The following is a 24,375-nucleotide window of genomic DNA, read 5'->3' on the forward strand; positions in this document are numbered from 1 at the left end:
AGGACCGGGGTCAGTGTCTTATTGGTGTTCTTTGCTATGCTCATTTTTTCTGTCGAAGATTACAGATGACACCGTTTTTTGCACGTTAAAATCAAGCATATTGGATGTGGATTTCTGTTTTAATTGGCTCCCCCTGTATTTTTAACATAAAAACATAATATTTATACGTCATAAATATATAATTTTAGCACATCACAAATATATAATAACAAAACAGCATAGAAATATAATGTTTGCCCAATAAGATTGGTACAGAAAAATGGCAACACCTCAAGAAAAATTGGCCAAGGCCCTTGAAGCTTTAAAAACATTGCAAGATCAAGGTATCACCGCAATCAAAACTTCTGAACTCAGTCGTGTCCATCGGGAACGGTTGAGCGGGAATGGCTTTATTCGACAGATCATACAAGGTTGGTACATTATCGTACCTCCCGATGAACAACAGGGGGACAGTACCTCATGGTATGCCAATTATTGGAGTTTCTGTGCCCGGTACCTGGCCGAACGATATGGGGATTCCTATTGTATTTCAGCGGAACAATCCCTATTGCTTCATGCCGGCAACCAAACTGTTCCCAAACAATTGATCATCCGTGCGATCAATGGCACGAATTCCAACACGGAACTGCTGCATGGCACCTCAATGTTCACCATGAAATCCACATTGCCGGCAAAAGCGGAGATTATGGTATGGGAAGGTATCAGAATGTTGACTTTGGCCTCGGCCCTGGTAAATTGTTCACCGGGGATGTTTAAAGGAAACACCACGGATGTGCGCACCATATTGGCCATGGTACCGGATGCCTCGGAAATACTTGGTTTATTGTTGGACGGGGGACATTCCACCATTGCCGGGAGATTGGCAGGAGCTTTTAGAAATATTGGACGTGATGCATTAGCGGATGAAATCGTCAAGACAATGCATAAGGCCGGTTACGATGTTCGAGAAAACGATCCATTTGGGGATAAACCCCCGGTTGCCCTCTCCATAAGGGATAAATCGCCCTATGTGAACAGGATTCGTTTACTGTGGCACAAAATGCGCAATGGGGTGATTTCACATTTTCCGGATGCCCCTGGCATTCCACAAGATCATGATAAATATATGAAGGAAGTTGAGGATATGTACGTAACCGATGCATATCATTCCTTATCCATAGAACGCTATAGGGTTACCGTGGAACTGATTGAACGGGTAAGGAGCGGCGAATGGGACCCCAAAGATAATGAGGCGGACAAAAGGCAACGCGATGCCATGGCGGCCCGTGGATATTGGTTGGCTTCCCAGCGCGTGCGTGAAAGTATCAAAAGTATTCTACAAGGGGAGAATTCTGGAAAAGTGGTGGACAATGACCATGGAGATTGGTACCGGGAACTTTTTGCGCCCAGCGTGACCTCGGGTATCCTAAAAGCCTCCGACCTGGCAGGATATCGAAATGATCAGGTATATATAGGAGGGTCGATGCACGTTCCTTTGAACAAGGATGCAATACGGGATGCCATGCCCGAATTGTTCGAACTGTTGCAGAAAGAAGAAAATGCAGCGGTAAGGGCCGTATTGGGGCACTTTATATTTGTGTTCATTCACCCATATATGGACGGCAATGGACGAATGGGGCGATTTCTGATGAATGTAATGTTGGCCTCAGGCGGCTACCCTTGGACCGTAATACCGGTGGAAGAACGTCAAACATATATGAAAGCTTTGGAATCGGCCAGTGTGAAAGAGGATATCGGACCATTTGCAAAGTTCATGGGATGGCTGGTCGATGAAGGCTTGAAAGGTACACCTGTAGCAAAAGTCTGATGGTTGTGACCTGGAGTTGCTACCTTTAATTCGGAACTATAATATCGTTTTTTCATGTTTCTAAAATATTTATTTGGTAACACAGTCTTAAACTTTCTGTCCGAATAAAGGTAGCAACTCCAAAGATTCTTGAGTATAGTTTTATGAACAATCAGAAACGGATCTATAGCTACCTAGGGTATTCAGCCTTGGAAAAAATAAAGCTTCTTATGAAGATGCATCCAGATTTTTTACTTCGCGTTTCCAATAAATTGGTCGCATCCTACTTGGGAATATCACCATATACCCTCTGCAGGTTGAAGTCAAGGCTCTGAAATGTTGCCATGGAGCATTGTTTTCCACTAAATTTAAGTCGTTCTTTATCCTTATGTAAAAGGGATGGGATTTTCAACGGAAACCATCCATCTATAGATCAAGTAGAATAGCTTATCAAAACCTTAACCAAATATGGAAATGAAAAAGATCGGTTTATTTTTACTGGGCAGTTTGTTGCTTACGGCCTGTGAGAACGATTCAAAAATGCAGTTCGACATTCTGATTAAGAATGCGAACATTGTGGATACCGGCTCGGGCAATATTATAGAAGGGCAGCACATTGGCATAAAAAAGGATACCATTGCCCGGATTGCACCATACGATGCCGCAGAAAACTGGATGGGGACACAGACCGTGGATGCCAAGGACAAGTATGTGATTCCCGGCCTATGGGACATGCACGTACACTTTGGGGGAGGCGATACACTGATTACGGAAAATAAAAACCTTTTACCACTATATATTGCCAACGGGGTAACCACCGTTAGGGATTGTGCAGCAGACATAAGCCCAGAAGTATTAAAGTGGAAGGAACAGGTTGGGATGGGCACTTTATTGGGACCATCCATATTGACGGCAGGGCCAAAGTTGGAGGGAAAGAATTCCATTTGGCCCGGCGACCTCGAAATTGAAGATGAGCCGGAACTGTTACGGGCGCTGGACTCCTTGGACAAACTTCAAGTGGATTTCGTAAAGATCACGGACAATGCCCTTGATCCCCAATTGTTCCTGAAAAGTATCAAGGAGGCCACTAAAAGGGGCTATAAGACCTCGGGCCACATCCCGTTTGAACTGACCATCAACGAAGCTTCGGAAGCAGGACAGCGCACCGTGGAACATATGGGCTATATGCTAAAGGCTGGATCCTCACAGGAGGCCGAGATCATTGATAGGTTCAAGAAAGGTGGGATTGACCGGGAAACTGCACAAATACAACTGGACCAAACCTTTGATAGGGACGCGGCCATTGCAAAGTACCGGAAATTGGCCGATAATGGCACGGCAGTGGTTCCAACATTTATTGGGAGCAAAATTATTTCATACCTGGAACAGGATGACCATCTTTCTGACCCAGAACTGAAATATTTGGGGCCAGGTCTCATAAAAACCTATGATTGGAGGATAGAACGGGCAAACAAGGCCACTCAAGAAGAGATAGAGGCCAGACATGATAGGTATCGGAAAACAGTCGATTTGTTACCATTGGTACGGGAATCGGGAATGGACATCATTGCAGGAACCGACGCAGGCTTTTTGAACTCCTACATTTATCCGGGGTTTGCCCTTCACGATGAACTTCAAATCTTTGTTGATGGAGGACTTACACCTTTGCAGGCATTGCAGACATCGGTGATAAATGGCCCAAAGTACTTTGATCTTTTGGACTACTATGGAAGTGTCGAAGAGGGCAAGGTGGCCGATTTATTGATTTTGGAAAGGAATCCCATAAAAGATATTGGAGCCACTAAAACCATACATACACTGATCAAGAAAACAAAAGTGTACAACAAGGGCCAATTGAATCAACTTCTGGAAGAAATGGCCCAAATGTACCGCTAGTCCATTGAAGAAGTCTTGCCCTGCCCTTTTGGAAGCATGTCTGAAAAGAAGTCTCTCTTATACATTAAAGCCAAAAAATAGGGTTTAGGTTCTTATATCGTACCATGAACATCAAAACCTATTCTTTTCAAAAAAAATGGAATCTATTCCTTAGTTAAACTACTATCGCCTAAAGGTGAAAGATTTGGAACCGACTGTAAGTCGGCTTATGATTCACCGATTCTGAAATCACCATCTTCTCGCTCCATGTCCTGGTTCTTGATGTATTCCATTATCACCTCATCCGTCACCATTATAGTAGCCTTCCTTGAACATTCCATTCCAGTTAATATCATACTTAAAATTGGACCGGTTGGGACTGGACAGTAAGTTTTGATTTTATTTATACGAACTTGGTTTAGTTTAAATTGAATCCTTTAAATTTGATGCTAGAAAGTACCAAGTTCCACACGAAGATGTCCTATTGGATGTCCTATTTTGGATAATAAGACATAAATATCTGGTTTACATGGGGTCAAGGTGCAGGGTTCAGGTTCTGCCACCCCGACATAAAACCTGACAATCGACCGATTGTCAGGTTTTTTTGTTTTTATTTCCCCTGAATGACAATTGACCCAAGCCGTTAGAAGAGTACCTCCTACACAGACGTACACAATAGCAGTATTTAAGCGAAAATTGTAAACCCCTATCTCTTTTTTAGATTGAACAAATCCGTTCGTCTGTCCTTAAGGTTCCGTACGCTACCGAATTGATGGAGCTCCCTCAATAAATCAATGTCAAGGTCCGCAATCAAGATCATTTCCGTGTTGGGAGTTGCTTCTGCTTTAATGCCATTGGTGGGGAAAGCAAAATCACAGGGCGTAAAAACCATGGATTGTGCATATTGGATGTCCATATTGTGCACATTGGGTAGGTTGCCCACGCTTCCTGCAATCGCCACATAGCATTCATTTTCTATGGCCCTGGCCTGTGAACAGTTCCTTACCCTTGAATATCCATTTTGCGTATCGGTAAGGAACGGTACAAACAGAATGTCCATACCTTGATCTGCCAACAATCTGCTCAATTCTGGAAACTCGGAGTCATAGCAGATGAGTATCCCTATTTTTCCACAATCCGTATCAAAAACTTTGAGTTGTTCGCCACCTTGCATTCCCCATACTTTGGCTTCGTCCGGGGTAACGTGCAATTTCTCATACCGCTCTGTGGTCCCGTCCCTTTTACACAGATAGCCCACATTGTACAATTTGTCATTTCTGATTTCGGGCATACTTCCTGCCACGATATTGATGTTGTATGAAATGGCAAAATTGGAAAACCGTTGTACAATTTCCGCGGTGTGCGAAGCCAACTTTCTAATGGCCTCCGATTCGCTCAAGTGATTGTCCTTGGCCATCAATGGCGCATTGAAAAATTCAGGGAACAGGGCAAAATCCGACCTGTATCCAGCTACGGCGTCAATAAAGTATTCCGCTTGCTGTAACAAGGCCTCAATGTCGCGGTACGGCCTCATTTGCCATTGAATAAGTCCCAACCGTACCACTTTTTTCTTTATGGCAGCCTTTTTTGCAGGTTTCTCATAATAAATATTGTCCCATTCCAATAACACGGCAAACTCTTCGGACAATACATCCCCTTCCAAATAGCCTTTTAAAATACGTGCTGGATGAAAATCGTTGGACATCTGAAAGTTGAGCACAGGATCATGAATCTCCTTTCGCCTCACCTTTTCGATGTACTCCTTCGGAGTCAATGTATCGGAATATTTATGATAGTTCGGGATCCTTCCCCCGAAGAGAATCCCTTTAAGGTTCAATTTCTCACACAGTTCCTTTCTGTAATCATACAAACGTCTACCCAGCCTAAGACCCCTGAACTCAGGTTTGATGAACACATCGATACCATACAGCATATCACCATCATTGTCATGGGAGTCGAAAGTATAGTTGGCCGTTATTTCTTTGTAGGAGTGGTTATCATCAAATTTGTTGTAATCCACGATGATGGACAAGGCGCAACCTGCTATTTGACCATTCACCTTTATCACGACTTGCCCTTCGGGAAACTTGGTCAACAGGCTGCCAATATGAGCTTCTCTCCAATAGGCATCGGGCATTGAGGTGTAAGCTGTTTGCATAACATCCTTTATCTCCAAGTAGTCCTCGATTTGAAGATAAACCAGTTCAACCTTGTCTATGTCGCTTAGTTTCATTTTGTATGGGGTATATCGGAACGGCCAAAACCCATGTGCCAATGGTGTCTTTATGGGTTACTGATAGGTGCCGTATGTGTTTTTAAAATCATTACTGGTTCTGAAAAAAAGAACTGTTGTTCACAGCAGTAATTATGGTTTATGGCTGATTTAAATCGTATTTTTTTAAAAATAGATCCATCGCTGCTTCCAAGTCGTTTTTGTTTTCCATAAAAGGAATATGTCCCGATGAACTTTTCCACAATACCATATTGGGGAATAAAACTCCTTTATAATGTTCAGGCCCGATGGTCCAATCATTCTCACCATAAAAAAACAACACGGGAGTTTCAATTACTGAAGTGAACGTCTTAAAATTAATCAAATAATCTTTGTGAACCATCCCAACAGCGCTGAAATCATGGCTCCAATTGGGTATTTCCCGATAGGTTGCATTCATTTTGGTTTCGTTCTCTTTGTGGGTATTGACTGGTTTTCAGAGCTTTAAGTATTCAACTTTGAGGGGTGCGTTACTTTAATTTGGAAATCAGTCAAACATCAGTGTGCCCCTAGGGTCTATAGCATATGATGCACAGTGGTCCCTTAAAATAACTGAAATCAGTCTTATTTTGGTAAAAACCCTCTAAAGGGAATGAACTGGATTATTGGAGGTCTTTGTTTGTGATGTTGGATTGTCGCTATTTGCTGGAAAGCGTAAAATAAAATTGGTGCCCTTGCCGATTTCGCTTTCGCAAATGAGTTGGCCCCCGTTCATTTCTACAAAATCCTTGGAAATTACGAGGCCAAAGCCGGTACCTTTTTCGCCTTTGGTGCCTTTCCTGATTTCAGGGCGCTTGTCGTTTTGAAGCCGTTGGTACCAATCTTTTTCCATGCCCATGCCAAAATCCCTTACGCCCAACTCAATATGCTCCCCATTCATTTGAGACCATAAAACGACCTTTTGTCCTTTGTCACTGAATTTGATCGCGTTTGAGGTCAGATTTCGCAACACCACCTGCAACATAGTGCAATCAACCACAAGAGTAGGTTGGGAGGCTGCCACTTCAATAGTAATATTTTTATCCTCGGCCATTCTTAAAAATTCATCTTTGATGGATTCCAATACGTTGTTTAGGTCGCATTCCTCTTTATCCAGTCCGACCCCATCCAACTGCTGGTAGGACCATTTCAACAAATCGTTGACCATGGAGACCTTATCGGAGAGTTCGTTCTTCAGGTTTTCTGTTATTGGTTTGAGTTCGCTGTCTTCAATATCTTGTTGGATCAATTCGATAATGGTAACAACATTGTTCAAAGGGGCCCGGACGTCATGTGATAGCAGCGAGAAGAGCTTGTTCTTGAGTTGGTTGATTTTTTCGAGCTCCTCATTTTGGTCCTCTAATACCTTTTTCGCCACCTGAAGGTCCGCTGTCTGCTTGGCAACTTCCGCTTCCAACCTCTTGTTGGCATTTATCTGCATTTGCATATGTTGTTCCTCAATGGCCTTATACTTAAACCCGATGATCAATGAGAAAAGAATCAACTGAAAGGTCACTAAAATCGAGGTGGTAAGGAGAATGGGATTGACATCGAATTCATAATATCGTTTCGCAAACCAAGTTCCGATGTACAATAAGGCGGCCATCAGAATGGGGGCATAGGAATATAAATAGTAGCGGTTCAGTTCGTGGGAACGAAACAATCGGACACCCGAAAAAATGTTCAGCAGTATGGATGACATGGCCATAAAAGCAGCCATTAACACCAAAAATTCGTTCAACCAGACAATTTTTGCGGTCAGGTGGTTTGTGATTTGCAATACGGGTAGAGCGACTACAATTTGTAGGGTTACTTTATAAATTTTTGATAAAAGGGGATGTTTTTCCGCCGATATGTTGAGATAACTTTTGGTAAACAGCAATAGGCCTAGGGTGGTAATCATGGCCGTGGTCAAGGATGCCTTGTCGGCAAGTGCTGCAAACTCCCCTCCAAACGCTCCGTTTAAAAAAAAGTATAGGCTCCAATGAAGGGTCAGCCCCAAAATCAGAATAAAATAGTAGAGCAATAGCCTATGTTTTAAAACAAGGAACGAGAGTAGATGGTATATTCCAAAAACACTGAAAATCGATGTAAAAACAATGGTTGTCAAGTACCTAAAATCAAGGGTGTCCATCAGCTAAACGAAGTTGGTTAAGTACTTATTTCATAAATGGTTTAAAAAAGGCTCCAATGGGGTAACTAAAATAACCAATTTTACGATAGAAAGGCCGCGTTGCTTCAATTTGGGGTCAATCCATCGGCTGCATCACCTTATCGGGTCTAAAACTGTACAGGTAAGGTGCCTTGTGTGCATTTCCAGAGAACCTCTTTTCATGCCTAACCAAGGTGTTTGAACTCAACATCTTTCGTTGGAAACCACTTCGGTTAAGGGGAGCGCCATAAATGGCCTCATAGACCTCCTGTAGTTCTTTCATGGTGAACTTTTCGGGAAGCAAGTTGGTTCCCAATAATTTCCTTTCCAGATTCTCCCGAAGCGTCTCCAGGGCTTTCTCAATAATGGTCTGGTGGTCCATCATCAAGGGTGGAAGCTCATCCAAGGCGTACCAATCGATTCCATCGGATAAATGGTCGGGTTTGGGGACTACTTTTTCAAAGTTGATCAAGGCATAATAAGCCACTGAAATGAAGCGCTCCAAGAGCCATTGATGGGATGCCAGGTCCAGCCCGTTCATCTCCAAAATCTGTTTCATCGGTTCTGGGTCTGCACGGTTCGCTTCGCCAAAAGTCTGGAACTGCTCCAAATAAATATCCGTGAGGCCAGTTCGCTCCATGACCCCGTTTTTTACAGCTTCATCCAAGTTTTCATCACGGCGGACAAAACCTCCGGGTAGCGCAAAAAGTCCAGTATTTCGGTACTCCAGAATCAATATCTTGAGTTTTTTGCCATTAAAGCCAAAAATAACGGAGTCGAAGGCCAGGTGTGGAATAAAATCTTCTTTATGGAGTAGTTGTTTTTTAGCGGTCAAATCAAATTTTTGCTAAATAAAGTACATTTTTTCATAAAAACAAAGTATTATTGTAACACTTTGTAACAATAGAAAATCAACTGCAATGAAAACGCGACTATTTGCCATAATGGTAGTTCTTTTCGGAATATCGGAACTTGCTGCACAACAGAAAAATGCATTTCCCGTTCAGGTCACCCTTGAAAAAGGGGTTATTGAGGGTCTGTACGATACACATACCGGAATCCAAAAATATTTTGGAATTCCCTTTGCCAAACCGCCAGTAGGGGAGCTACGTTGGAAGGCGCCACAACCTCTGGATGCTTGGGAAGGCGTAAAAGAAACCAAGGCTTTTGGACCACGACCCATGCAGACCATGGTGTTTGGCGATATGAAGTCGCGTTCCAATGGTGTAAGTGAGGATTGTCTCTACCTCAATGTATGGACACCGGCCAAGCGCAATGATAAGGACCTTCCGGTGCTGGTATACTTTTATGGAGGCGGGAATGTGGCCGGAGATGCCTCCGAATATAGATATGATGGGGAAAGCATGGCGAAAAAGGGCATTGTGGTGGTCACTACCAACTATCGTTTAAATATTTTTGGAAACCTCGCCCATCCAGAACTTTCTGCTGAGGCGCCCTATAAGGCTTCAGGAAACTACGGTCAATTAGATCAAAATATGGCACTTAAATGGGTGCGGGACAATATCGCCGCCTTCGGAGGAAACCCGAACCAGGTGACCATAGCCGGAGAGTCAGCCGGTTCCATTGGGGTAAGTGTTCAGATGGCCTCACCACTTTCCAAAGATTTGATCAACGGAGCGATAGGGGAGAGCGGCGCTGCCATTCCTCCAACCATGGCTCCAGTTCCGCTGGCCGAGGCTGAAAAACAAGGAGCACAGTTTTTGGAAAGCGTCGGCATTCAAAGTATTTCCGAACTGCGGAAGATGAGTACCCGTGACATCTATGAAATCTATACTGAATCCCAGAGGTTTGGATTCCCCATGGTCATAGATGGATATTTGCTTCCCAAGCCACTGACGGACATCTTTGCCTCAAAGGAACAGGCCCAAGTACCTTTATTGGTTGGATGGAATTCGGCCGAAATTCCAGGAATGGCGTTTACCCAAGGTCCCATTACCGAAGAAGGGTTTGTGGCCAAGGTGAAGGAGGCTTACCCGGATGACTATCAAAAGGTATTGGACCTGTACCCACATGGAACTGCTGATGAGCTTCAATGGGCTGCTACCAACTTGGCATCCGATCGTTTTATCGCTTACAGCACCTGGAAATGGTTCGATTTGCACCGCAATAACAGCGAACAAGCTGTCTATCGGTATCTGTACAGTAAAATACGCCCACCACTCAGGGACAAAAATTTGATGTCTGGATTGGCAGGGGGAACCGTAGAGCGAAATTCCGATGCGCCACAAATGCCCAAAGCCATTGGAGCGCCTCACGCAGCCGAAATCGAATATGCCATGGGGAATTTGCCCCTTGTGGATGATTATGCCTGGACCGGCGAGGATTACAAGGCTTCCAAGACCATGCAGGAATTCTTCGCCAATTTCATCAAAAATGGAAACCCTAATGGTGAGGATGTTCCCCAATGGGATGCCGCGGGAAAAAACGATAATACCCCTCCCGTGATGGTCATAGATACGGAAAGCAAACTCATCGAGGTTACCGATGATGCCCGATATGAGTTCTTGGACAAGAGCTACAACAACTAATATTGCTAGGATGTTTGACTCCCCCAATACTAGGGTCCCGTTTTGCTCGGGATCCTACGATGGGGTTTTCAGTAGATTGATTCCCAATAAATAACAAGCTTTCGAAAGGTGATTGTCGTCCGTATCATGTCTTTCGACAACCACTGATTTTTTTGCAAAAATTTCTCTTGTTACCCAACACAACCTATGCTTTTTTTTACGTCCTTTGGTTCGTAATTTAAGTGTCTCGCCTTGGGCGAAGGACCATGATTGCGAATACAGTATCGGGGATTTTGGCGTACCTGGAGTCCATGTCCAAAATCATCTACGGTGTAGGTTCCCGACAAATTATGCCGACTCTTTGGAATAACAGAACAGAGGCTTCCTTTCTCTTGGTTTACCCGTATTCATTTGATGTTTTGCCCTTCCCGAACAGGGAAGTTATGTGCCCTATTCTTAAAGGGTGCAATCCCATTTATCTTTCAATTGACTAAATTCTTATTGTGATGAAAAACATGATTGTATTACTGACACTTTTGTTGTCCCTATCGCCCATGGTGCAAGAGCAAACCATAACAGCCACCTACAATGGTTTTGAAGATGATACGTATTATTTTTCGGGTGAGGATGGAAACCCATACGAATTCCAAGATGTAGATGATTCCGTATGGGAAAGTTTCGACCTATTGGATGAGTCCACGGTAGACCGTTTATATAAGGTGAGCTATACCATAGACGAGGAGTTGGATGACGAAACTGGCGACACTTACGAAAGTTATCGTATCACAAAATTGGTTTTGATTAAATAACCATAGCTATTTGAGCAGAGTTGCACAGGATGCAAGCATACATAAATGATAGAAAAAGAAAGTAAAGAAGACCCCTCGGCGAAACGCCGAAAAAAAAAGTGCCCAAATCGGTAACAAAATGTTGTTCGTTTCTCGTTGGGGAGAAATATTGGACATAGCCCTTGCCGTCAAAAATGAAGGCTATCAGGTCAAAATGTTTATTGAGGATAGGGCATCGCGTGAAATTGGCAATGGTTTTGTGGCCAAGGCCACGGATTGGAGAAAGCACGTAGAGTGGGCAGATTGTATCGTATTCGACTACACGGGATATGGTAAAATATGTGATGAACTGAGGGCTGCCGGCAAATTGGTCTTTGGGGGAACCCCGTATACCGACCGATTGGAGCTTGATCGTAATTTTGGACAATCCGAACTTCGGAGGCACAAAATAAAAACCTTGGCTTCCAAGGATTTTGACTCCTTTTCTGAGGCCATAGCCCACATCCAAGCACATCCCAATGCCTATGTGTTAAAACCTTCGGGCGAGACACAGGAATTAAAACAGCTTTTGTTCGTGGGCAACGATGACCGTGGTCTGGACGTCATCCGAATGTTGTACGCCTATGAAAAATCGTGGGGCGATCGTTTTGGCACCTTTCAGTTGCAGCACAAGGTCAAAGGTATCGAAGTAGCCATCGGAGCCTACTTTAATGGAACCCGTTTTTTGACTCCTGTGAACATCACGTTTGAGCATAAAAAATTGTTTCCAAAAGAATTAGGTGTGTCAACTGGGGAAATGGGAACCAGTATGTTCTGGACAACGGATTCTCCTTTATTTCAAAAAACATTAAAACCTTTTGAACGTACCCTTGCCGAGCAAGGTTTTCGTGGCCATATTGATGTGAACTGTATCGTCAACGGAGTTGGTATTTATCCGTTGGAATTTACCTCACGTTTTGGATATCCGCAGGTGTTCATTCAACGGTCGGGTATTTTGGAACCTTTCGGAGGAATGCTCCAAGGGGTTGCGGCGGGTACCCAAAACCAGATACAGGTTAAAAAGGGATTTCAGGTAGGGGCCTACATTGTAGTTCCACCTTTCCCTTATGATGATAAAAAGACCTTTGAGCTATTTTCAAAAGATGCGGTAGTGGTATTCAAAAAGGACCAAATGGATGGTGTTCACCCCATGCACGTTAAAAAAGTAAATGACCAATGGCTCATCACCGGAAATACGGGGATTGCCGTTTTGGTGACGGGCTCGGGCATCACCATGCGCGATGCACAACGCAGTATGTACAACCGTATTCAAAACGTTATCGTCAACAATGGGTATTATCGTACCGATATTGGCGATCGTTGGCTGGAGGATTCAGATAAATTATGGTCATGGGGTCTGCTGTAGGTTCTGGGCAACATCAAAAACAGTTCTTAAAGTGGGAGGGACCACTGGATAGCTTTACGAAAGCCATGCCAGAGGATTGGCCTCCCTATTTTCAGCATTGCTTCGAGGAATCCCAAAACAACATCGAACTGTTCGTGCTTACCGAAAAAGACCGTATCGTTGCTGGAGGAATGGTGTTTGAAGGTCTCCCTAGCGAGATGCAAGTATTTGCGGATGATCTAAGGGCCTATATTACAAAAGGGTATCTCTACATAGGGTACCTCTTTGTGGACAAAGCGTATAGAGGGCAACGGTTGGGAAGCCTTTGGTTGACCTGTATCAAGGGGCTTTATGGCAACAAAGGGTTCTGGCTCACCGTGGAAGACCCCGTACTTAGGGATTTTTATGAAAAGAATGATTTTAAGTGGGAGAAAACACTGGTCTATGATGGTAATTCCGAAGAGCTGTTGATCAGGAATCCCCTTTGATTTTCCATCCTTTAGATGGATTTCAAGACGATTTAAAAGTGATGGTAAATGTTGTCCCTCGGTCAACTTCACTGTCTACTTCAATACTCGCACCATGGTCCGTTATCATTTGATGCACTAGGTAAAGTCCAACTCCTTTGCTGTCTTTCTCGTTATGGAACCGTTCATTGAGCTTAAAAATCAGATGACCTACCTTTTCCATGTCGATCCCTCTGCCGTTATCCGTAAAACTGAGCGTCTTTTTTCCATTCTTGATGGCAGTTTTGATGGATATCTGGGGTGGAACCTCTGGCTTGGCATACTTTATCGAGTTGGTGATCAAATTCAAAAAAAGGCTTTCCAAACAGGTTTTGTTGAAGCTTATGGTGTCAAATGTGGAAAAATCAACATTAAAACTGGCACCACTATGGGCTATCAAACGGCTAATGGAACGTTGGACCTGCTTTAGCACTTCACCAATGTGGAGGCTTTGAGAAATGGTCATTCCAACATCGTTGCTTTTAAAGGTGTCCAAATAGTCATTTAGCGTATCGTTTAGACCTGTGGCAGATAGTTTGATCAGTCCTAGGATTTCTTTGGTCTCGGCATGATCAATTTTGTTCATATCGATGATGTTTACCAAGGCCATTAGGTTGTTCAGGGGAGATCTTAGGTCATGCGAAGTGGAGTATGTAAGTTGTCGCAACTGCTTGTTGGTTTTGGACAGTTGGGTCATATGGGTCTTACGTTCTTGCTGTAACTTTTTGGTATAGGTAACATCCTTGGCGATGGCATAGACCAAGCTTTTCTCAGGTAATGGTATGGAAGTCCAATGTAACCAAACCAATTCGCCGGATTTACACACATACCTGTTCTCAAAATGAACCAAAGGAACATTGTTCAATAACTTTTTCCGGTTTGTCGCTGTCTCCTCCCTGTCCTCGTCAAAGATAAATTCCGAAATTGGCCTGGATTTAAGTTCCTCTTCGCTGTAGCCCAATAATTGTTGGAATGCGGGATTGATCTCTACGAAGTAACCTGTATAATCTGCAATGCACAAACAGTCAATCGATTGGTTGAAAAAAGGTTCAAGGGCTTGGTTCATGTGCAAGGTTAAGTTGGTTGAATGGTAGCCAAAAAAATAGGTATTTAGTTTGATGTTGGGCCGACCATTTATCAAGTTTAAGTATGTTGTTGTATGAATGCAATCTTTAATTGGAACATTTCCGCCATTTTTGAGGCCCTGAATTTAGCTTCTTCTTCCTTTTCTCCATCAAAAAGCCCATCCAAAGTTGTAAAAAAGAGCAGTTTCCAGCGTTCAAAATGCACGGCTTGCAAAGGGAGGCGGGCATGTGGGGCGAACGGACTTCCCTTATAGGTATGCTCCTGTAACAGCACTGTTTGCCAAAAGCGGTACATCTTTTCCAAATGTTCGGGCCAGCGGTCTTGGATAACCTGGTTGAATATGGGCCCCAACAAGGCATCCTTGCGAACTTCTTCATAGAAGGTATCCACCATCAAACGCACATCTTCGACCGTTGCTATCTTTTTCTTATTCATCTCATTCATTTTTTCAGATTAGGTGCCCCAAGATGATGAATGTGTTGAATACTAGACTAAGTATCAGTAGATTGAAGGAGCTCATGGGCTTTAGTTGTGCCAAAACAGCCCCATTGTATGCCATGCAAAAATTGTGACAAGAAAAAGTAAAATCATTTTTAGAACCATCTCCAAGCCACCCATGAGCAGGACCATGGCCGCCGCAGAACCCAAACAGCTCTGTCCAATAATGGCGATGGCGGCGTAGCGCATTTGTCCTCTTTTGTATTCCCGAAAAAGTTTGGAATATATATTTTTCGGTACAACCGTACGATTATTCATAATATGCCTATTGCATTAATCGAGCTTCCAATATCTCCGCCTTGGGAAATAGTATGTTGTTTTCCAAGTAGATGTGGCGGTGCAAGTCGTCCTCAAATTCCTTCAACAGTGAAAAGGCAACCCTGTAGGTGTTGCAAGCATCGGAAGGCGGGGTATAGTCTTGGCTCAGTTCCGCTATCTTTCGGAAACGCTCTCCTTCGTTATCGTGCTCTTCCATCATTACTTTGATGGGGGTACGCACGGTCTGCTGCGGGGTGTTGCCCTGGGTTCGTGTATCAGCAAATCCATGCAGCATTTTGCGTATCCAAGGAAATAACACCAGTTCCTCCTTCTTCATGTGCATGGCCAATTCGCCGGCCGAGGCATGGAAGTGTTCCGAAATTTGATGTAGTTCGGGATGCTGTGTGCCATGGACCTTACAGAGTTTGATCAGATATTGTTTTAGGATGGGAATTTGCTGCTCCACATAGCTATGGTGTTTTTTCGCGATATAATCGATAAGCAAGTCCAACGGCCATGATTTAAAGTCTGGCTGATCTGTTTTTTCGGAGTTTTGCACAGCCTGAAGCTCTTCCAGAAGGTTTTCCAATGCTATTCCCTGTTTGGTTACTATCTCGAGCAGGGTGCGGTTTCCCTTGCAGCAAAAATCAATTTTATGGTTTTTGAATACTTGTGCGGTACGGTAATCTTCGGCTACCAATTCTCCAACGGTTTTTTCAATGGTATTGTTCATATCACTAGGGGTTTTTATAATTCGGATAAAACGGTCCTTTATTAGTTTAAATTTTTTTACCTTTTTAAATAGGTCAAGCCCTCTTCCAGTCCAACTGCCAGTTCATATAGACTGGTGTTTCTTAGCATGGTGCTGAGGTTGTTTCGGATATCCAAGAACCTATCATGAAGGGGGCAGGGCTTATGTTCGTTACATTCTTTGAGACCAAGACCGCAGCCCATATAAATTTTATCGCCATCAATGGCCTTTACGATCATGTTGAGTTTAACGGCGTCCATGTCTTCCCGTTCGATTTCAAAACCGCCATGGGGCCCCTTTACCGAACGTACGATGTTGTTCCTGGTGAGCTGCTGCAAAACCTTGGCCGTAAAAGCAACGGGAGAATCTATCTCCTCTGCAATTTCGGTAACGCTTACACGTCTGCCTTCCAAGGATTGCAGGGCAATGTAGACTGCGGAGCGAATACCATATTCACAGGCTTTTGAAAACATCATAGGGAACTTTTGTCAATACAAAGATATATTAAAAAATTAAATCGGATTAAAATATCTTTTAATCTTTGATTTATATTCAAAACGATGCTTTCCAATTCTTCAAAATATGCCATAAAGGGAGTGCTATACTTGGCGCTCAACTCCGATGAAGACCATAAGATCATGGTGAGGGATATTTTTGAGGCGGTGCATGTCCCTGAGGCTTATTTGGCCAAACTGCTACAGGAACTTTCCAAAAAAGGGGTCATTTCGTCCACACGGGGACCCAAGGGAGGTTTTTATCTTAGTGCGCAGGACCGCAAAGGCACCTTGATGGATATCGTTCGCGTCATCGATGGTGAGAAGAGGGTACATTCCTGTATTATGGGCAGTCGCAGCTGTGATATGGACAATCCCTGCGTACTCCATAAACATGTGGGAAACACAACATCCAATTTTATCAGGGTGCTGGAACAGACCACTATCCTCGACCTTATCGAAGGAAAGCTCGATGTTGAAGAATTTTTCCCATCTTGATCAAAGTGGTGTGAAAACCATTGAAGCCTATATTTTTCTTTGGATTCTGTCTATTCGAACAACAATTATTGCGGGGGGTTGGGTTGGCCTTTTTACCAAGAAACAAAACTGATGTAGGTCATTGGGTGCTAACCAAGAGATTTGGATTTTTATTAACGTGATTTTGGTTAAAATCTTAGTATTTTGACAAACTTAAAATTTAACCTACGGGTGACTCCAGCGACAATTCCATTGCTTAATTTTGCACCCTAAATCTTTGAATATATGATTGTATGGATTCTGTTCCTTTTGGGGATCCTCATTTTTTTAGCGTTAGATCTTGGTGTATTCAATAAGAAGGCTCACGTCATCAGCGTTAAGGAAGCGTCTTTTTGGACAGCTGTGTGGGTGACGTTATCGCTTTTGTTCACAGGGGTTATTTACTGGCTTTATGGAACGGGAAAAGTGGACAATGTCGATAGGCTTGCTCCAATGGATGCCAGTCTGAAATATCTCACGGGTTACCTCATTGAGTTATCACTGAGTATAGATAATATTTTTGTGATAGCGGTCATCTTTACATCGTTTCAAATCCCCCAAAAATATCAGCATAGGGTCCTGTTTTGGGGTATCCTTGGGGCTATTGTCTTTAGGGCATTGATGATTTTCTTCGGTGTGGCCCTTATTAAGAAATTCAGCTTTACCACCTATATTTTCGGGGCATTTTTAATTTTGACGGCCCTACGGATGTTGTTTTCCAAAGAAAAGCCATTCAATCCAAAACAGTCTTTTGTGTACAGGAACCTGCGCAAGATCATGCCTATCACTTCGCAGATGCAAGGTCAAAAGTTTTTCATCAAATTAAGGCATATTACTGCGGCAACACCCTTGTTCATTGCTTTGGTGGTCATAGAGTTTACCGATATCCTGTTTGCTTTGGATAGTGTTCCAGCAATTTTGGCCATTACCTCAGACCCTTTTTTGGTCTTTAGTTCCAATATATTTGCCATTTTGGGCCTACGATCCATGTACTTTTTCTTGGCCCATATGATCGATAGATTCTACTATCTCAAATATAGTTTGGTGGCCATACTTAGTTTTGTTGGGATAAAATTGATATTGGCGCACCACTACACTTTTCCCGAATGGTTTTCTTTGGGCTTTATCGCTGTAGCTTTATTGACGGGTATTCTTGCATCCAAAAAGGAAGAAAAAACGACCCTTTGATTGATTCAAGGATTGCAATAATCGCAATATTGGGGATTTTCGTATGTCCTTTGGTTTGAACGCGTTTCCGTAAAGCCGCATTTTTGACAAGAATGTACATGGGCTTTCACGGATTTGGTAGGCATGCCACAATGTTCACAGGGCAACCCCCGCTGCACTCCTTGAATTGAAAAACCTGGAGCTTTGCATTTTGGACAGCACAATTTGATGTTTTTGACCAAATCCAAGGTGGCTTGCTCAATGGCCTTCATACGTGTAGGATTGTTCATGGCCCGCATATCGGTTTCTGCCATTAAGACCCTCTCTTTTTTGAGTAGATGCTCCACCATGTTGGAGGTATCTTCGAATGAGGTAAAATCCTTCCAAACCTTTTGCGGCCCGTGTATGGTTTTGAGAATAATACCATGCTCTGGAGCCCCAATTTGTTTGGCAAAGGATTCAAATTCCCGCAAATCTTTGATTTCCCGCTTTTGATAATTCGTTTTTTCGGTCAAATGGCGGCCAACAATTTCGAGCTTATGTACGGTATCCGTTAACATCACCATTTCCTCGTTTCCCGGAATGAAAAAATAGGAAGGGTGGGGGCCAAATGATCCTTCACTGGCCACCACCAAACTTCCCTTGACCAACTCAATTGCTTTTCTGGTTTTCGCCCGTAGTGCTTCAATGGGAGTACCTTTTCGCTGAATCTCTCCTGAAAAGCTTCCAAAGGCATCCGTGTTCAAACCTTCAACTACCTTACAGTGAACGTGTAGCTCTTTTTCCAGTAAGGGTGCCAAAACCCGCTCTTTGCCATGCATGGTGGCTATGGTCACGGTTCTCCCTGCAAAAAGATCATTTGCCTGGGCAGGTGCTTTCATTCGTTATGCTATGGTCAATTCTTCCTTTAGGTTTTTCTTTAAGAAACCATTGATAAATTGTTCCTCCTCTTTAATTTCCAATACTTGTTGGTCTAGCCAATTGATGCTCTTACCTTTTTCTGGGTCCATGATAATGAGATAAATCCATTCATTTGCGACCAAGGAACGCAGCCCTTCGTGCTTCGAAAGTATGGCATTTACCCGCTCCTTGGGAGCCTGAATCACCACGGTAAGCCTCAAAGGAGAATGATAAGGCTGGTTATCGGCATTGTAGAGGGACTCCCATGGCAGTCCTGTCTGCAAATCACCTCCATTACCTTGCACTACGCCGAACTTGCCCGTAATATTGTGGGTGGTTTTGGTGCCCGCGCCAAACTTTTCGTTATCCACGGTAGAAAAGTAATAATGATTATTGATCCATTGGGTCACTACCATTGGGCCTTGCATGATGGCCTCCAATGCAGTACCGTCCGTATCACTCTTCCAGTCATAGGAGTGTAAGAAACACCTACCGTCCAAATCAATATGTTGGGTAGTTTTTCTTGGTGCGATTACAAAACTTGCGTTTTTGGCCAATCCCCATTCTGGACGCGTTTCACCCCAATTGCTCGCATTTACCTGTGCCATCGAAACACTATTTCCCAAGGCTCCCAACCGTTCTTGGGTCGCCGTAATTTGAGCCTTTTCAAGATTTGACTTTAGGTTGTCCAATAACTTTTGATGGGATGATGGGATATGTTTGTCAAACAGTTCGATTTCATCCGTAGTGGTATTGTGCTCCGCACCCAAGAATACTGTAGCCTCCGGAATTTTGATATCAAATTGAGTGGCCAAGAGCTTTCTCACCTCGGTATTGTTTGCCATAGTGGCCAACATTCTAGCATTGTGTCGTCCAGGGCTGGCCGCACAAGCTCCGCAATCCAAACTTGAGCCAAACGGATTGTTCGCCGAATGGCTTCCGTGGCCTACAAACACAACCAAGGGAGCAAAATTTTGCCATCCCATCAAGTCAAATCCAGATTTAACAATGGCCGCTTGCTCTGCTATGGATACATTGAGATCATTTGTGTTTTGTGCACTTTGAAGTTGTGGGTCGCAAACTGACTCATGGGACGTTTTTTTGTTACTGGAAAAGCGATACAGCGATGCAGGACTTATGGTACGCGCCATAAGATGAAGTCCATAATAGAAGCCTGAGCCTTCCACAAAACCAAAGGTCGAGGGCAACATGTTTTTCATTCGTTTCAGGAAGTAGTTCCAAAATTGGGAAACTTCATTTTTCCTATCCAATTTTTGCTTTTCTACCTCCTTGTTTGCCTGGGCAACCTCTTTTACAGTGTAGCTAGAATCCAAAATAGGGGGGCAGGATTTTTGTGTGATACCGTTTTGGGCGTTTTCATAATCCATAGCAATACCAAAAAAGCCTGCATAGCCAAAGGTTTCATAAAATCCCTTGGACTCCACGTGCCTGCGGATCAATTCCGAACGTGTATCGATACAAAATACCAGTTGCGCATCCGGAGCAGTGGTTTTTTTCTCCTTCAGTTCAATTTCTTTGGGCGTGTTACCAAGGGTATGAACCAATTCCAGCTGCCAGCTTTTTTCCCAAGCCTTGAGCCAAAGATATTGCAGCTCTGCCATCTCAGGGTCAGGCTGAGTTTTGTTCCCTTGGGAGATCAATTCCAACCCAAGTTGCTTGGCCGTCCATAATCGTACCGCTAGGTATTGTTGCAAGTCAATGGGGTATTGTTTTTGCCAAGCCGTTTTGTTTTGGTTCCTTAGTTTGATATAACCTACCCAACCCGGTAGTGCGGCCAAGTGTTGGGTAAAGATTTCTAGAATTTGTTTTTCTGATAAACCATTGCTCAATAGGGTCAATGCTTCCTGACTGGTTTTTGGAATATCGTTCGTTTCGATTTTCCCCAAAAGCTCATCATAAGGCACCAGCTTTCGCCATGCGGAATAGAATCCGGATGATTTGAATGGCATTTCCCACTCCGCCAAGCCTTCGTCCATAAATGCGGATAACCACTTTACCATCGTCCTGTCCAAATCGGAATGCTGATTTACATCTTCTACCGTTTGCTGGGATTCCATCAAGGTCAAGTAGTGCTCAGGAAGTTTTTTGTATCCGTGTTTGTGCAACAAATTTTGAAGCACAGCAGCGTTGATATCCCCATTTTCAAGCGCTTTTTTGTATATCGAGGCCTTTGGGTATACCGAGGTTCCCAAAACTTCCTTGGCTCGTTGTACCGCTTCTGGGAAAGGTGATTTTTCGTAACCGCTCAACGGATTGGAGGTCACAAAGGAATATAGTGGCCAAGTGCTGCCGATGTGGTCAGCGGCTTTTTCTACGAGTATGTTGATGTTGGTCGGGTTCATTGAGTTTTGGTTTTATACGTTAAAATGGTCTTTTTAAACGGTTGGGACATATTCATCAATTTTACGTACAGCCATGGTATCTGGCGGTACACCCCTAGTTTCATCAAAAAGAAGCCAGCTAAAAACACTACACCGAAAGTTATCTGTAAAGGAGTTACCGGAGACGGAACGGATACGATTTCCATTCCTGTCATAAAAACGGATACTCCATTGTAAAAGAGCGCATAGGCACCAATACCCGCTACAAAAAGAAAAGGGGGAACCAAAAGTTTTTGTAATCCGGTGAATGTTTTCTGCTTTACGATATTATAGGTGGCCTGTCCCACCGTTATGGATGCGATAAGGGTGAGAAAGATTCCGCTGTCCCACTCCATACCTTTTCCGGTAAGTCTGGCAAAAATAAACGCCCCTAGCAAACTGAAGAGCAGTACAATCAATGCTTCGAGCCATTTGATTTTAATGATCGGGGGCTGTTTTGGATTCAAGCGCTCGATTTCCTCCCCCGAGGACAGGAATAAATACGCTTTGTAGAACCCGTGCAGAATCAGGTGTGCAATTGCCGCATTGAAAAATCCAAGTCCACATTGCATGATCATAAAGCCCATTTGTGCAATGGTGGAACAGGCCAAGCGCTGTTTTACATTGGTTTGTATAAGTTTAGTGAACTGCGCCAAAATAGCTGTGAGCCCACCGATGATAAAAAGCACATCCATGGTGTGGGAAGCCACAATTACGGTCGCTAACATCGTCAGTATGATACCAGAACCGTTTACGAACCCTGCGTGCATCAAGGCCGAGGCGGGCGTTGGAGCGGTCATTGAGGACAGCAACCATTTATGAAAAGGGAAGATGGCTGATTGAATCAATGCTGCAATGATGATACACAAGGCCGAAATCACAACAATATGGTCTGGGGTTTTACCGATGCCGTTGATTACTCCGCTCAAGGTGATGGTATGGTTATAGGAGGCTAGCAGGATTAGACCTATGGTCAAAAAAACGCTGCCGATCACAAAATACTGACGGGCAAAACGTTTCGCCTCCCTAGCTTCGCCCCATCGGGAGTCCAAGCCTATCAAATTGGACATCACAGCGCCCATCAAAAGCCAGCTGAACATGAGCAAAACGATGTGTTCGGACACTAAAAAGAGCATTACGGCAACCGTGAATCCCAAACATAGGAGCATGAACTTGGAACGTTGTCCAGAGTCCTTAAAGTAGGAACTCGCGTAGGTGGTAATCACACCGCCAAAAAACGAAACCGTGGTCCATAGTAAGGCGGAGAAACCATTGAATTTAAATAAATCACCCCATTTCCATTCGGGCATATTGGGGAAATGAAAAAGAGAAAAGATCAGGTTACCGATAAAAACCAGCCAAAATAAAACCGGGATAGCCCCGGTCAAAACTGATTTTTCTGAGGATTTCCTTATGATGGTTGTGAGTTGAGTCATTTTCGCGTTCTTTTTTAGGCGATTGCTATTTATCTTTTTCTTCTGGGATTACACGTTCAACACCACTGCGTACTTTGGCCAACAGCACCACACCGATGATAAAGCTGCAAAGCAGGATACGGTCTAAGAATATCGATTGATTGTAGTAGGACATCCCAATCATAATGACCATGATGAGCAGACCTAATAGCACAGGAACTAAATGTTTTGATTTTTGCATGTTGTTTTGATTTAGCATTTGTTGATGGATTAGGAATGGATGTACTATCAATCCACGAATTTGAATTCCAAAACCCCGTTGATCTGAACATTACGACCTTCGGACCGTGCCTGATTGATAATCATGCGGGCCATTCTTCTTTCTTCCTCCAATTCCACAATACGACTGTCCAAAAGATTGGTCTTACAGTGGTGATTGCCTTCGTAAATTTTAAGTCGTTGGATTTTGTGGAAATTGATTTTTTCATCGATCAAAGCGGAAATAACGTCGTTGGCTTCGCTCGGTGTGAATGTCCCGTCTACCAACTGAATCGTTTTTTGCTCAGTGGTCACTTTTGATAGTTGCTTTGTTTCCATGGATGTGGGTTTAGATTTATTCATTGCTGCAAAGGTTAGGGAAATATGTCATTAAATTTTATTTATATTTATAATAACAAACATTAGTATATTTTATGAACTACACTTTGCACCAACTGCAGATTTTCTTGAAAATAACTGAATTACAGAGTATTACGAAGGCTTCAGAAGAGTTGCACCTAACGCAGCCAGCAGTGTCCATACAGTTGAAAAATTTTCAAGATCAGTTCCCGATACCACTTACGGAAGTGGTGGGCAGACGACTTTTTATCACTGATTTCGGAAAGGAAATCGCCCAAGCGGCCGAAAGAATTTTAAATCAGGTACAAGAGATCAACTATCGGACGATGGCTTATCAGGGAAAATTGTCGGGCCGGCTCAAAATATCGGTAGTGTCTACAGGAAAGTATGTGATGCCCTATTTTATGTCCGACTTTATGGCGGAACATACAGGGGTGGACCTTATTATGGATGTGACCAATAAAACAAAGGTGGTACGCAGTTTAGAGTTGAATGAGGTCGATTTTGCGCTGGTTTCGGTACTACCCGATAAATTGAAAGTAGACGGCGTGGAACTGATGCCCAACAAGTTGTTTTATTTGAGCAACTACGATCGGGAGTTGCCCAAGTCGCCATCCAAAAAACATCTTTTTGAACGTACGCCTTTAATCTACAGGGAACCGGGCTCTGCTACCCGCAACGCCATGGAAGGCTTTATCGAGAAGAATAATTTTAAGGTCAACAAGACCATGGAGCTTACCTCCAACGAAGCTGTGAAACAAGCGGTCATTGCGGGATTGGGCTGTTCCATTATGCCCTTGATCGGGAATAAGAATGCTTTGCGGAACAAAGACCTCAAAATTATACCAGTAAAGGGATTGCCCATAATCACCAATTGGAATTTAATTTGGCTACAATCCAAAAACCTTTCTCCTGCGGCCGTGGCCTTTTTGGAGTATTTAAGGGAGCGAAAGGAATCCATCATAAAGGAGAAGTTTGATTGGATTTCCGATTTTGGTTAAACCATAAAAAAAGCGCGATA

Annotated in this window: 23 protein-coding genes; 9 read left to right on the forward strand and 14 right to left on the reverse strand. The window is 43.4% G+C overall.

Translation table 11 applies throughout. From position 1 onward, the window contains the following. The first annotated feature begins 259 nt into the window (after positions 1-259). Both EO130_RS02180 and EO130_RS02185 read left to right on the forward strand, forming a co-directional pair. A complete protein-coding gene (locus EO130_RS02180) occupies positions 260-1,807 on the forward strand; it encodes a Fic family protein (RefSeq protein ID WP_127139885.1) in 1,548 nt (515 codons plus the stop codon). A 447-nt stretch (positions 1,808-2,254) separates the two neighbouring features. Next, entirely contained in the window at positions 2,255-3,682 is a 1,428-nt protein-coding gene (locus EO130_RS02185) for an amidohydrolase family protein (protein ID WP_206513109.1), read from the forward strand. A 685-nt stretch (positions 3,683-4,367) separates the two neighbouring features. Here EO130_RS02185 and EO130_RS02190 read toward each other — a convergent pair. The 4 genes from EO130_RS02190 to EO130_RS02205 form a co-directional block, all read right to left on the reverse strand. Beyond that, positions 4,368-5,894, reverse strand: a complete 1,527-nt coding sequence (locus tag EO130_RS02190) for a carbon-nitrogen hydrolase family protein (RefSeq protein WP_127139886.1) — start codon at positions 5,892-5,894, stop codon at positions 4,368-4,370. 139 nt (positions 5,895-6,033) lie between these two features. After that, positions 6,034-6,333 (reverse strand): alpha/beta fold hydrolase, encoded by a 300-nt coding sequence (locus tag EO130_RS02195; RefSeq protein WP_127139887.1) that lies wholly within the window; start codon positions 6,331-6,333, stop codon positions 6,034-6,036. Positions 6,334-6,516: 183 nt separating this feature from the next. Then, positions 6,517-8,046, reverse strand: coding sequence for a sensor histidine kinase (locus EO130_RS02200; RefSeq protein WP_127139888.1), 1,530 nt, complete (start codon positions 8,044-8,046; stop codon positions 6,517-6,519). A 115-nt stretch (positions 8,047-8,161) separates the two neighbouring features. After that, the gene (locus EO130_RS02205; protein ID WP_127139889.1) at positions 8,162-8,899 is read right to left on the reverse strand and encodes an NUDIX hydrolase; all 738 of its coding nucleotides are present in this window, start codon (positions 8,897-8,899) and stop codon (positions 8,162-8,164) included. 85 nt (positions 8,900-8,984) lie between these two features. Between EO130_RS02205 and EO130_RS02210 the strand changes: the two genes are divergently transcribed. The 4 genes from EO130_RS02210 to EO130_RS02225 all read left to right on the forward strand — a co-directional run bounded on the left by EO130_RS02210 (position 8,985) and on the right by EO130_RS02225 (position 13,252). Beyond that, positions 8,985-10,613, forward strand: coding sequence for a carboxylesterase/lipase family protein (locus tag EO130_RS02210; protein ID WP_127139890.1), 1,629 nt, complete (start codon positions 8,985-8,987; stop codon positions 10,611-10,613). 485 nt (positions 10,614-11,098) lie between these two features. After that, positions 11,099-11,401 (forward strand): hypothetical protein, encoded by a 303-nt coding sequence (locus EO130_RS02215; RefSeq protein WP_127139891.1) that lies wholly within the window; start codon positions 11,099-11,101, stop codon positions 11,399-11,401. Between the two features lie 118 nt (positions 11,402-11,519). Continuing rightward, complete coding sequence (locus tag EO130_RS02220) at positions 11,520-12,785, forward strand: phosphoribosylamine--glycine ligase (RefSeq protein WP_127139892.1); 1,266 nt, start codon at positions 11,520-11,522, stop codon at positions 12,783-12,785. After that, complete coding sequence (locus EO130_RS02225; RefSeq protein WP_164732855.1) at positions 12,770-13,252, forward strand: GNAT family N-acetyltransferase; 483 nt, start codon at positions 12,770-12,772, stop codon at positions 13,250-13,252. The genes EO130_RS02220 and EO130_RS02225 overlap by 16 nt, the downstream gene beginning before the upstream one ends. 22 nt (positions 13,253-13,274) lie before the next feature. Here EO130_RS02225 and EO130_RS02230 read toward each other — a convergent pair whose 3' ends face one another. The 5 genes from EO130_RS02230 to EO130_RS02250 all read right to left on the reverse strand — a co-directional run bounded on the left by EO130_RS02230 (position 13,275) and on the right by EO130_RS02250 (position 16,336). Next, complete coding sequence (locus tag EO130_RS02230) at positions 13,275-14,336, reverse strand: PAS domain-containing sensor histidine kinase (protein ID WP_127139894.1); 1,062 nt, start codon at positions 14,334-14,336, stop codon at positions 13,275-13,277. A gap of 77 nt (positions 14,337-14,413) precedes the next feature. After that, the gene (locus EO130_RS02235) at positions 14,414-14,791 is read right to left on the reverse strand and encodes a group III truncated hemoglobin (RefSeq protein WP_164732856.1); all 378 of its coding nucleotides are present in this window, start codon (positions 14,789-14,791) and stop codon (positions 14,414-14,416) included. Between the two features lie 90 nt (positions 14,792-14,881). After that, positions 14,882-15,043, reverse strand: a complete 162-nt coding sequence (locus EO130_RS15580; protein WP_241244282.1) for a hypothetical protein — start codon at positions 15,041-15,043, stop codon at positions 14,882-14,884. Between the two features lie 76 nt (positions 15,044-15,119). Further along, on the reverse strand, positions 15,120-15,845 hold the full coding sequence (gene ric / locus EO130_RS02245; protein WP_127139896.1) for an iron-sulfur cluster repair di-iron protein: 726 nt from the start codon (positions 15,843-15,845) through the stop codon (positions 15,120-15,122). Positions 15,846-15,901: 56 nt separating this feature from the next. Then, the gene (locus EO130_RS02250; RefSeq protein ID WP_127140007.1) at positions 15,902-16,336 is read right to left on the reverse strand and encodes an RrF2 family transcriptional regulator; all 435 of its coding nucleotides are present in this window, start codon (positions 16,334-16,336) and stop codon (positions 15,902-15,904) included. An 87-nt stretch (positions 16,337-16,423) separates the two neighbouring features. On the opposite strand from EO130_RS02250, the gene EO130_RS02255 reads away from it, so the two are divergent. Further along, positions 16,424-16,855, forward strand: coding sequence for an RrF2 family transcriptional regulator (locus tag EO130_RS02255; protein WP_127139897.1), 432 nt, complete (start codon positions 16,424-16,426; stop codon positions 16,853-16,855). 264 nt (positions 16,856-17,119) lie between these two features. Further along, a complete protein-coding gene (locus tag EO130_RS02260) occupies positions 17,120-18,061 on the forward strand; it encodes a TerC family protein (protein WP_127139898.1) in 942 nt (313 codons plus the stop codon). 5 nt (positions 18,062-18,066) lie between these two features. Here EO130_RS02260 and EO130_RS02265 read toward each other — a convergent pair whose 3' ends face one another. Genes EO130_RS02265 through EO130_RS02285 form a run of 5 tightly spaced genes read right to left on the reverse strand, consistent with a single transcriptional unit; the run spans position 18,067 to position 23,333 of the window. Further along, complete coding sequence (locus EO130_RS02265) at positions 18,067-18,921, reverse strand: DUF6671 family protein (protein ID WP_127139899.1); 855 nt, start codon at positions 18,919-18,921, stop codon at positions 18,067-18,069. A 3-nt stretch (positions 18,922-18,924) separates the two neighbouring features. After that, the gene (locus tag EO130_RS02270) at positions 18,925-21,303 is read right to left on the reverse strand and encodes a DUF2309 domain-containing protein (protein ID WP_127139900.1); all 2,379 of its coding nucleotides are present in this window, start codon (positions 21,301-21,303) and stop codon (positions 18,925-18,927) included. After that, a complete protein-coding gene (locus tag EO130_RS02275; protein WP_127139901.1) occupies positions 21,300-22,757 on the reverse strand; it encodes a proton-conducting transporter transmembrane domain-containing protein in 1,458 nt (485 codons plus the stop codon). The genes EO130_RS02270 and EO130_RS02275 overlap by 4 nt, the downstream gene beginning before the upstream one ends. Before the next feature lie 25 nt (positions 22,758-22,782). Beyond that, a complete protein-coding gene (locus EO130_RS02280; RefSeq protein ID WP_127139902.1) occupies positions 22,783-22,977 on the reverse strand; it encodes a hypothetical protein in 195 nt (64 codons plus the stop codon). A gap of 47 nt (positions 22,978-23,024) precedes the next feature. Next, positions 23,025-23,333 carry a hypothetical protein gene (locus tag EO130_RS02285; RefSeq protein ID WP_127139903.1) on the reverse strand — a complete coding sequence of 103 codons (309 nt, stop codon included), beginning with the start codon at positions 23,331-23,333 and terminating at the stop codon, positions 23,025-23,027. A gap of 95 nt (positions 23,334-23,428) precedes the next feature. Here EO130_RS02285 and EO130_RS02290 point away from each other — a divergent pair, with 95 nt between their 5' ends. Continuing rightward, a complete protein-coding gene (locus EO130_RS02290; RefSeq protein WP_127139904.1) occupies positions 23,429-24,355 on the forward strand; it encodes a LysR family transcriptional regulator in 927 nt (308 codons plus the stop codon). Positions 24,356-24,375 lie beyond the last annotated feature (20 nt).

The sequence above is a fragment of the Flagellimonas marinaquae genome (assembly GCF_003992675.1).
In the GTDB taxonomy this organism is placed as follows: domain Bacteria; phylum Bacteroidota; class Bacteroidia; order Flavobacteriales; family Flavobacteriaceae; genus Flagellimonas; species Flagellimonas marinaquae.

Excerpts from the sequence above, each read along its gene's own strand:
- EO130_RS02180 (WP_127139885.1), top strand. The coding sequence starts at position 260 with ATGGCAACACCTCAAGAAAAATTGGCCAAGGCCCTTGAAGCTTTAAAA.
- EO130_RS02185 (WP_206513109.1), top strand. The coding sequence starts at position 2,255 with ATGGAAATGAAAAAGATCGGTTTATTTTTACTGGGCAGTTTGTTGCTT.
- EO130_RS02190 (WP_127139886.1), bottom strand. The coding sequence starts at position 5,894 with ATGAAACTAAGCGACATAGACAAGGTTGAACTGGTTTATCTTCAAATC.
- EO130_RS02195 (WP_127139887.1), bottom strand. The coding sequence starts at position 6,333 with ATGAATGCAACCTATCGGGAAATACCCAATTGGAGCCATGATTTCAGC.
- EO130_RS02200 (WP_127139888.1), bottom strand. The coding sequence starts at position 8,046 with ATGGACACCCTTGATTTTAGGTACTTGACAACCATTGTTTTTACATCG.
- EO130_RS02210 (WP_127139890.1), top strand. The coding sequence starts at position 8,985 with ATGAAAACGCGACTATTTGCCATAATGGTAGTTCTTTTCGGAATATCG.
- EO130_RS02215 (WP_127139891.1), top strand. The coding sequence starts at position 11,099 with ATGAAAAACATGATTGTATTACTGACACTTTTGTTGTCCCTATCGCCC.
- EO130_RS02220 (WP_127139892.1), top strand. The coding sequence starts at position 11,520 with ATGTTGTTCGTTTCTCGTTGGGGAGAAATATTGGACATAGCCCTTGCC.
- EO130_RS02225 (WP_164732855.1), top strand. The coding sequence starts at position 12,770 with ATGGGGTCTGCTGTAGGTTCTGGGCAACATCAAAAACAGTTCTTAAAG.
- EO130_RS02230 (WP_127139894.1), bottom strand. The coding sequence starts at position 14,336 with ATGAACCAAGCCCTTGAACCTTTTTTCAACCAATCGATTGACTGTTTG.
- EO130_RS02235 (WP_164732856.1), bottom strand. The coding sequence starts at position 14,791 with ATGAATAAGAAAAAGATAGCAACGGTCGAAGATGTGCGTTTGATGGTG.
- EO130_RS15580 (WP_241244282.1), bottom strand. The coding sequence starts at position 15,043 with ATGCGCTACGCCGCCATCGCCATTATTGGACAGAGCTGTTTGGGTTCT.
- ric (WP_127139896.1), bottom strand. The coding sequence starts at position 15,845 with ATGAACAATACCATTGAAAAAACCGTTGGAGAATTGGTAGCCGAAGAT.
- EO130_RS02250 (WP_127140007.1), bottom strand. The coding sequence starts at position 16,336 with ATGTTTTCAAAAGCCTGTGAATATGGTATTCGCTCCGCAGTCTACATT.
- EO130_RS02255 (WP_127139897.1), top strand. The coding sequence starts at position 16,424 with ATGCTTTCCAATTCTTCAAAATATGCCATAAAGGGAGTGCTATACTTG.
- EO130_RS02260 (WP_127139898.1), top strand. The coding sequence starts at position 17,120 with ATGATTGTATGGATTCTGTTCCTTTTGGGGATCCTCATTTTTTTAGCG.
- EO130_RS02265 (WP_127139899.1), bottom strand. The coding sequence starts at position 18,921 with ATGAAAGCACCTGCCCAGGCAAATGATCTTTTTGCAGGGAGAACCGTG.
- EO130_RS02270 (WP_127139900.1), bottom strand. The coding sequence starts at position 21,303 with ATGAACCCGACCAACATCAACATACTCGTAGAAAAAGCCGCTGACCAC.
- EO130_RS02275 (WP_127139901.1), bottom strand. The coding sequence starts at position 22,757 with ATGACTCAACTCACAACCATCATAAGGAAATCCTCAGAAAAATCAGTT.
- EO130_RS02280 (WP_127139902.1), bottom strand. The coding sequence starts at position 22,977 with ATGCAAAAATCAAAACATTTAGTTCCTGTGCTATTAGGTCTGCTCATC.
- EO130_RS02285 (WP_127139903.1), bottom strand. The coding sequence starts at position 23,333 with ATGGAAACAAAGCAACTATCAAAAGTGACCACTGAGCAAAAAACGATT.
- EO130_RS02290 (WP_127139904.1), top strand. The coding sequence starts at position 23,429 with ATGAACTACACTTTGCACCAACTGCAGATTTTCTTGAAAATAACTGAA.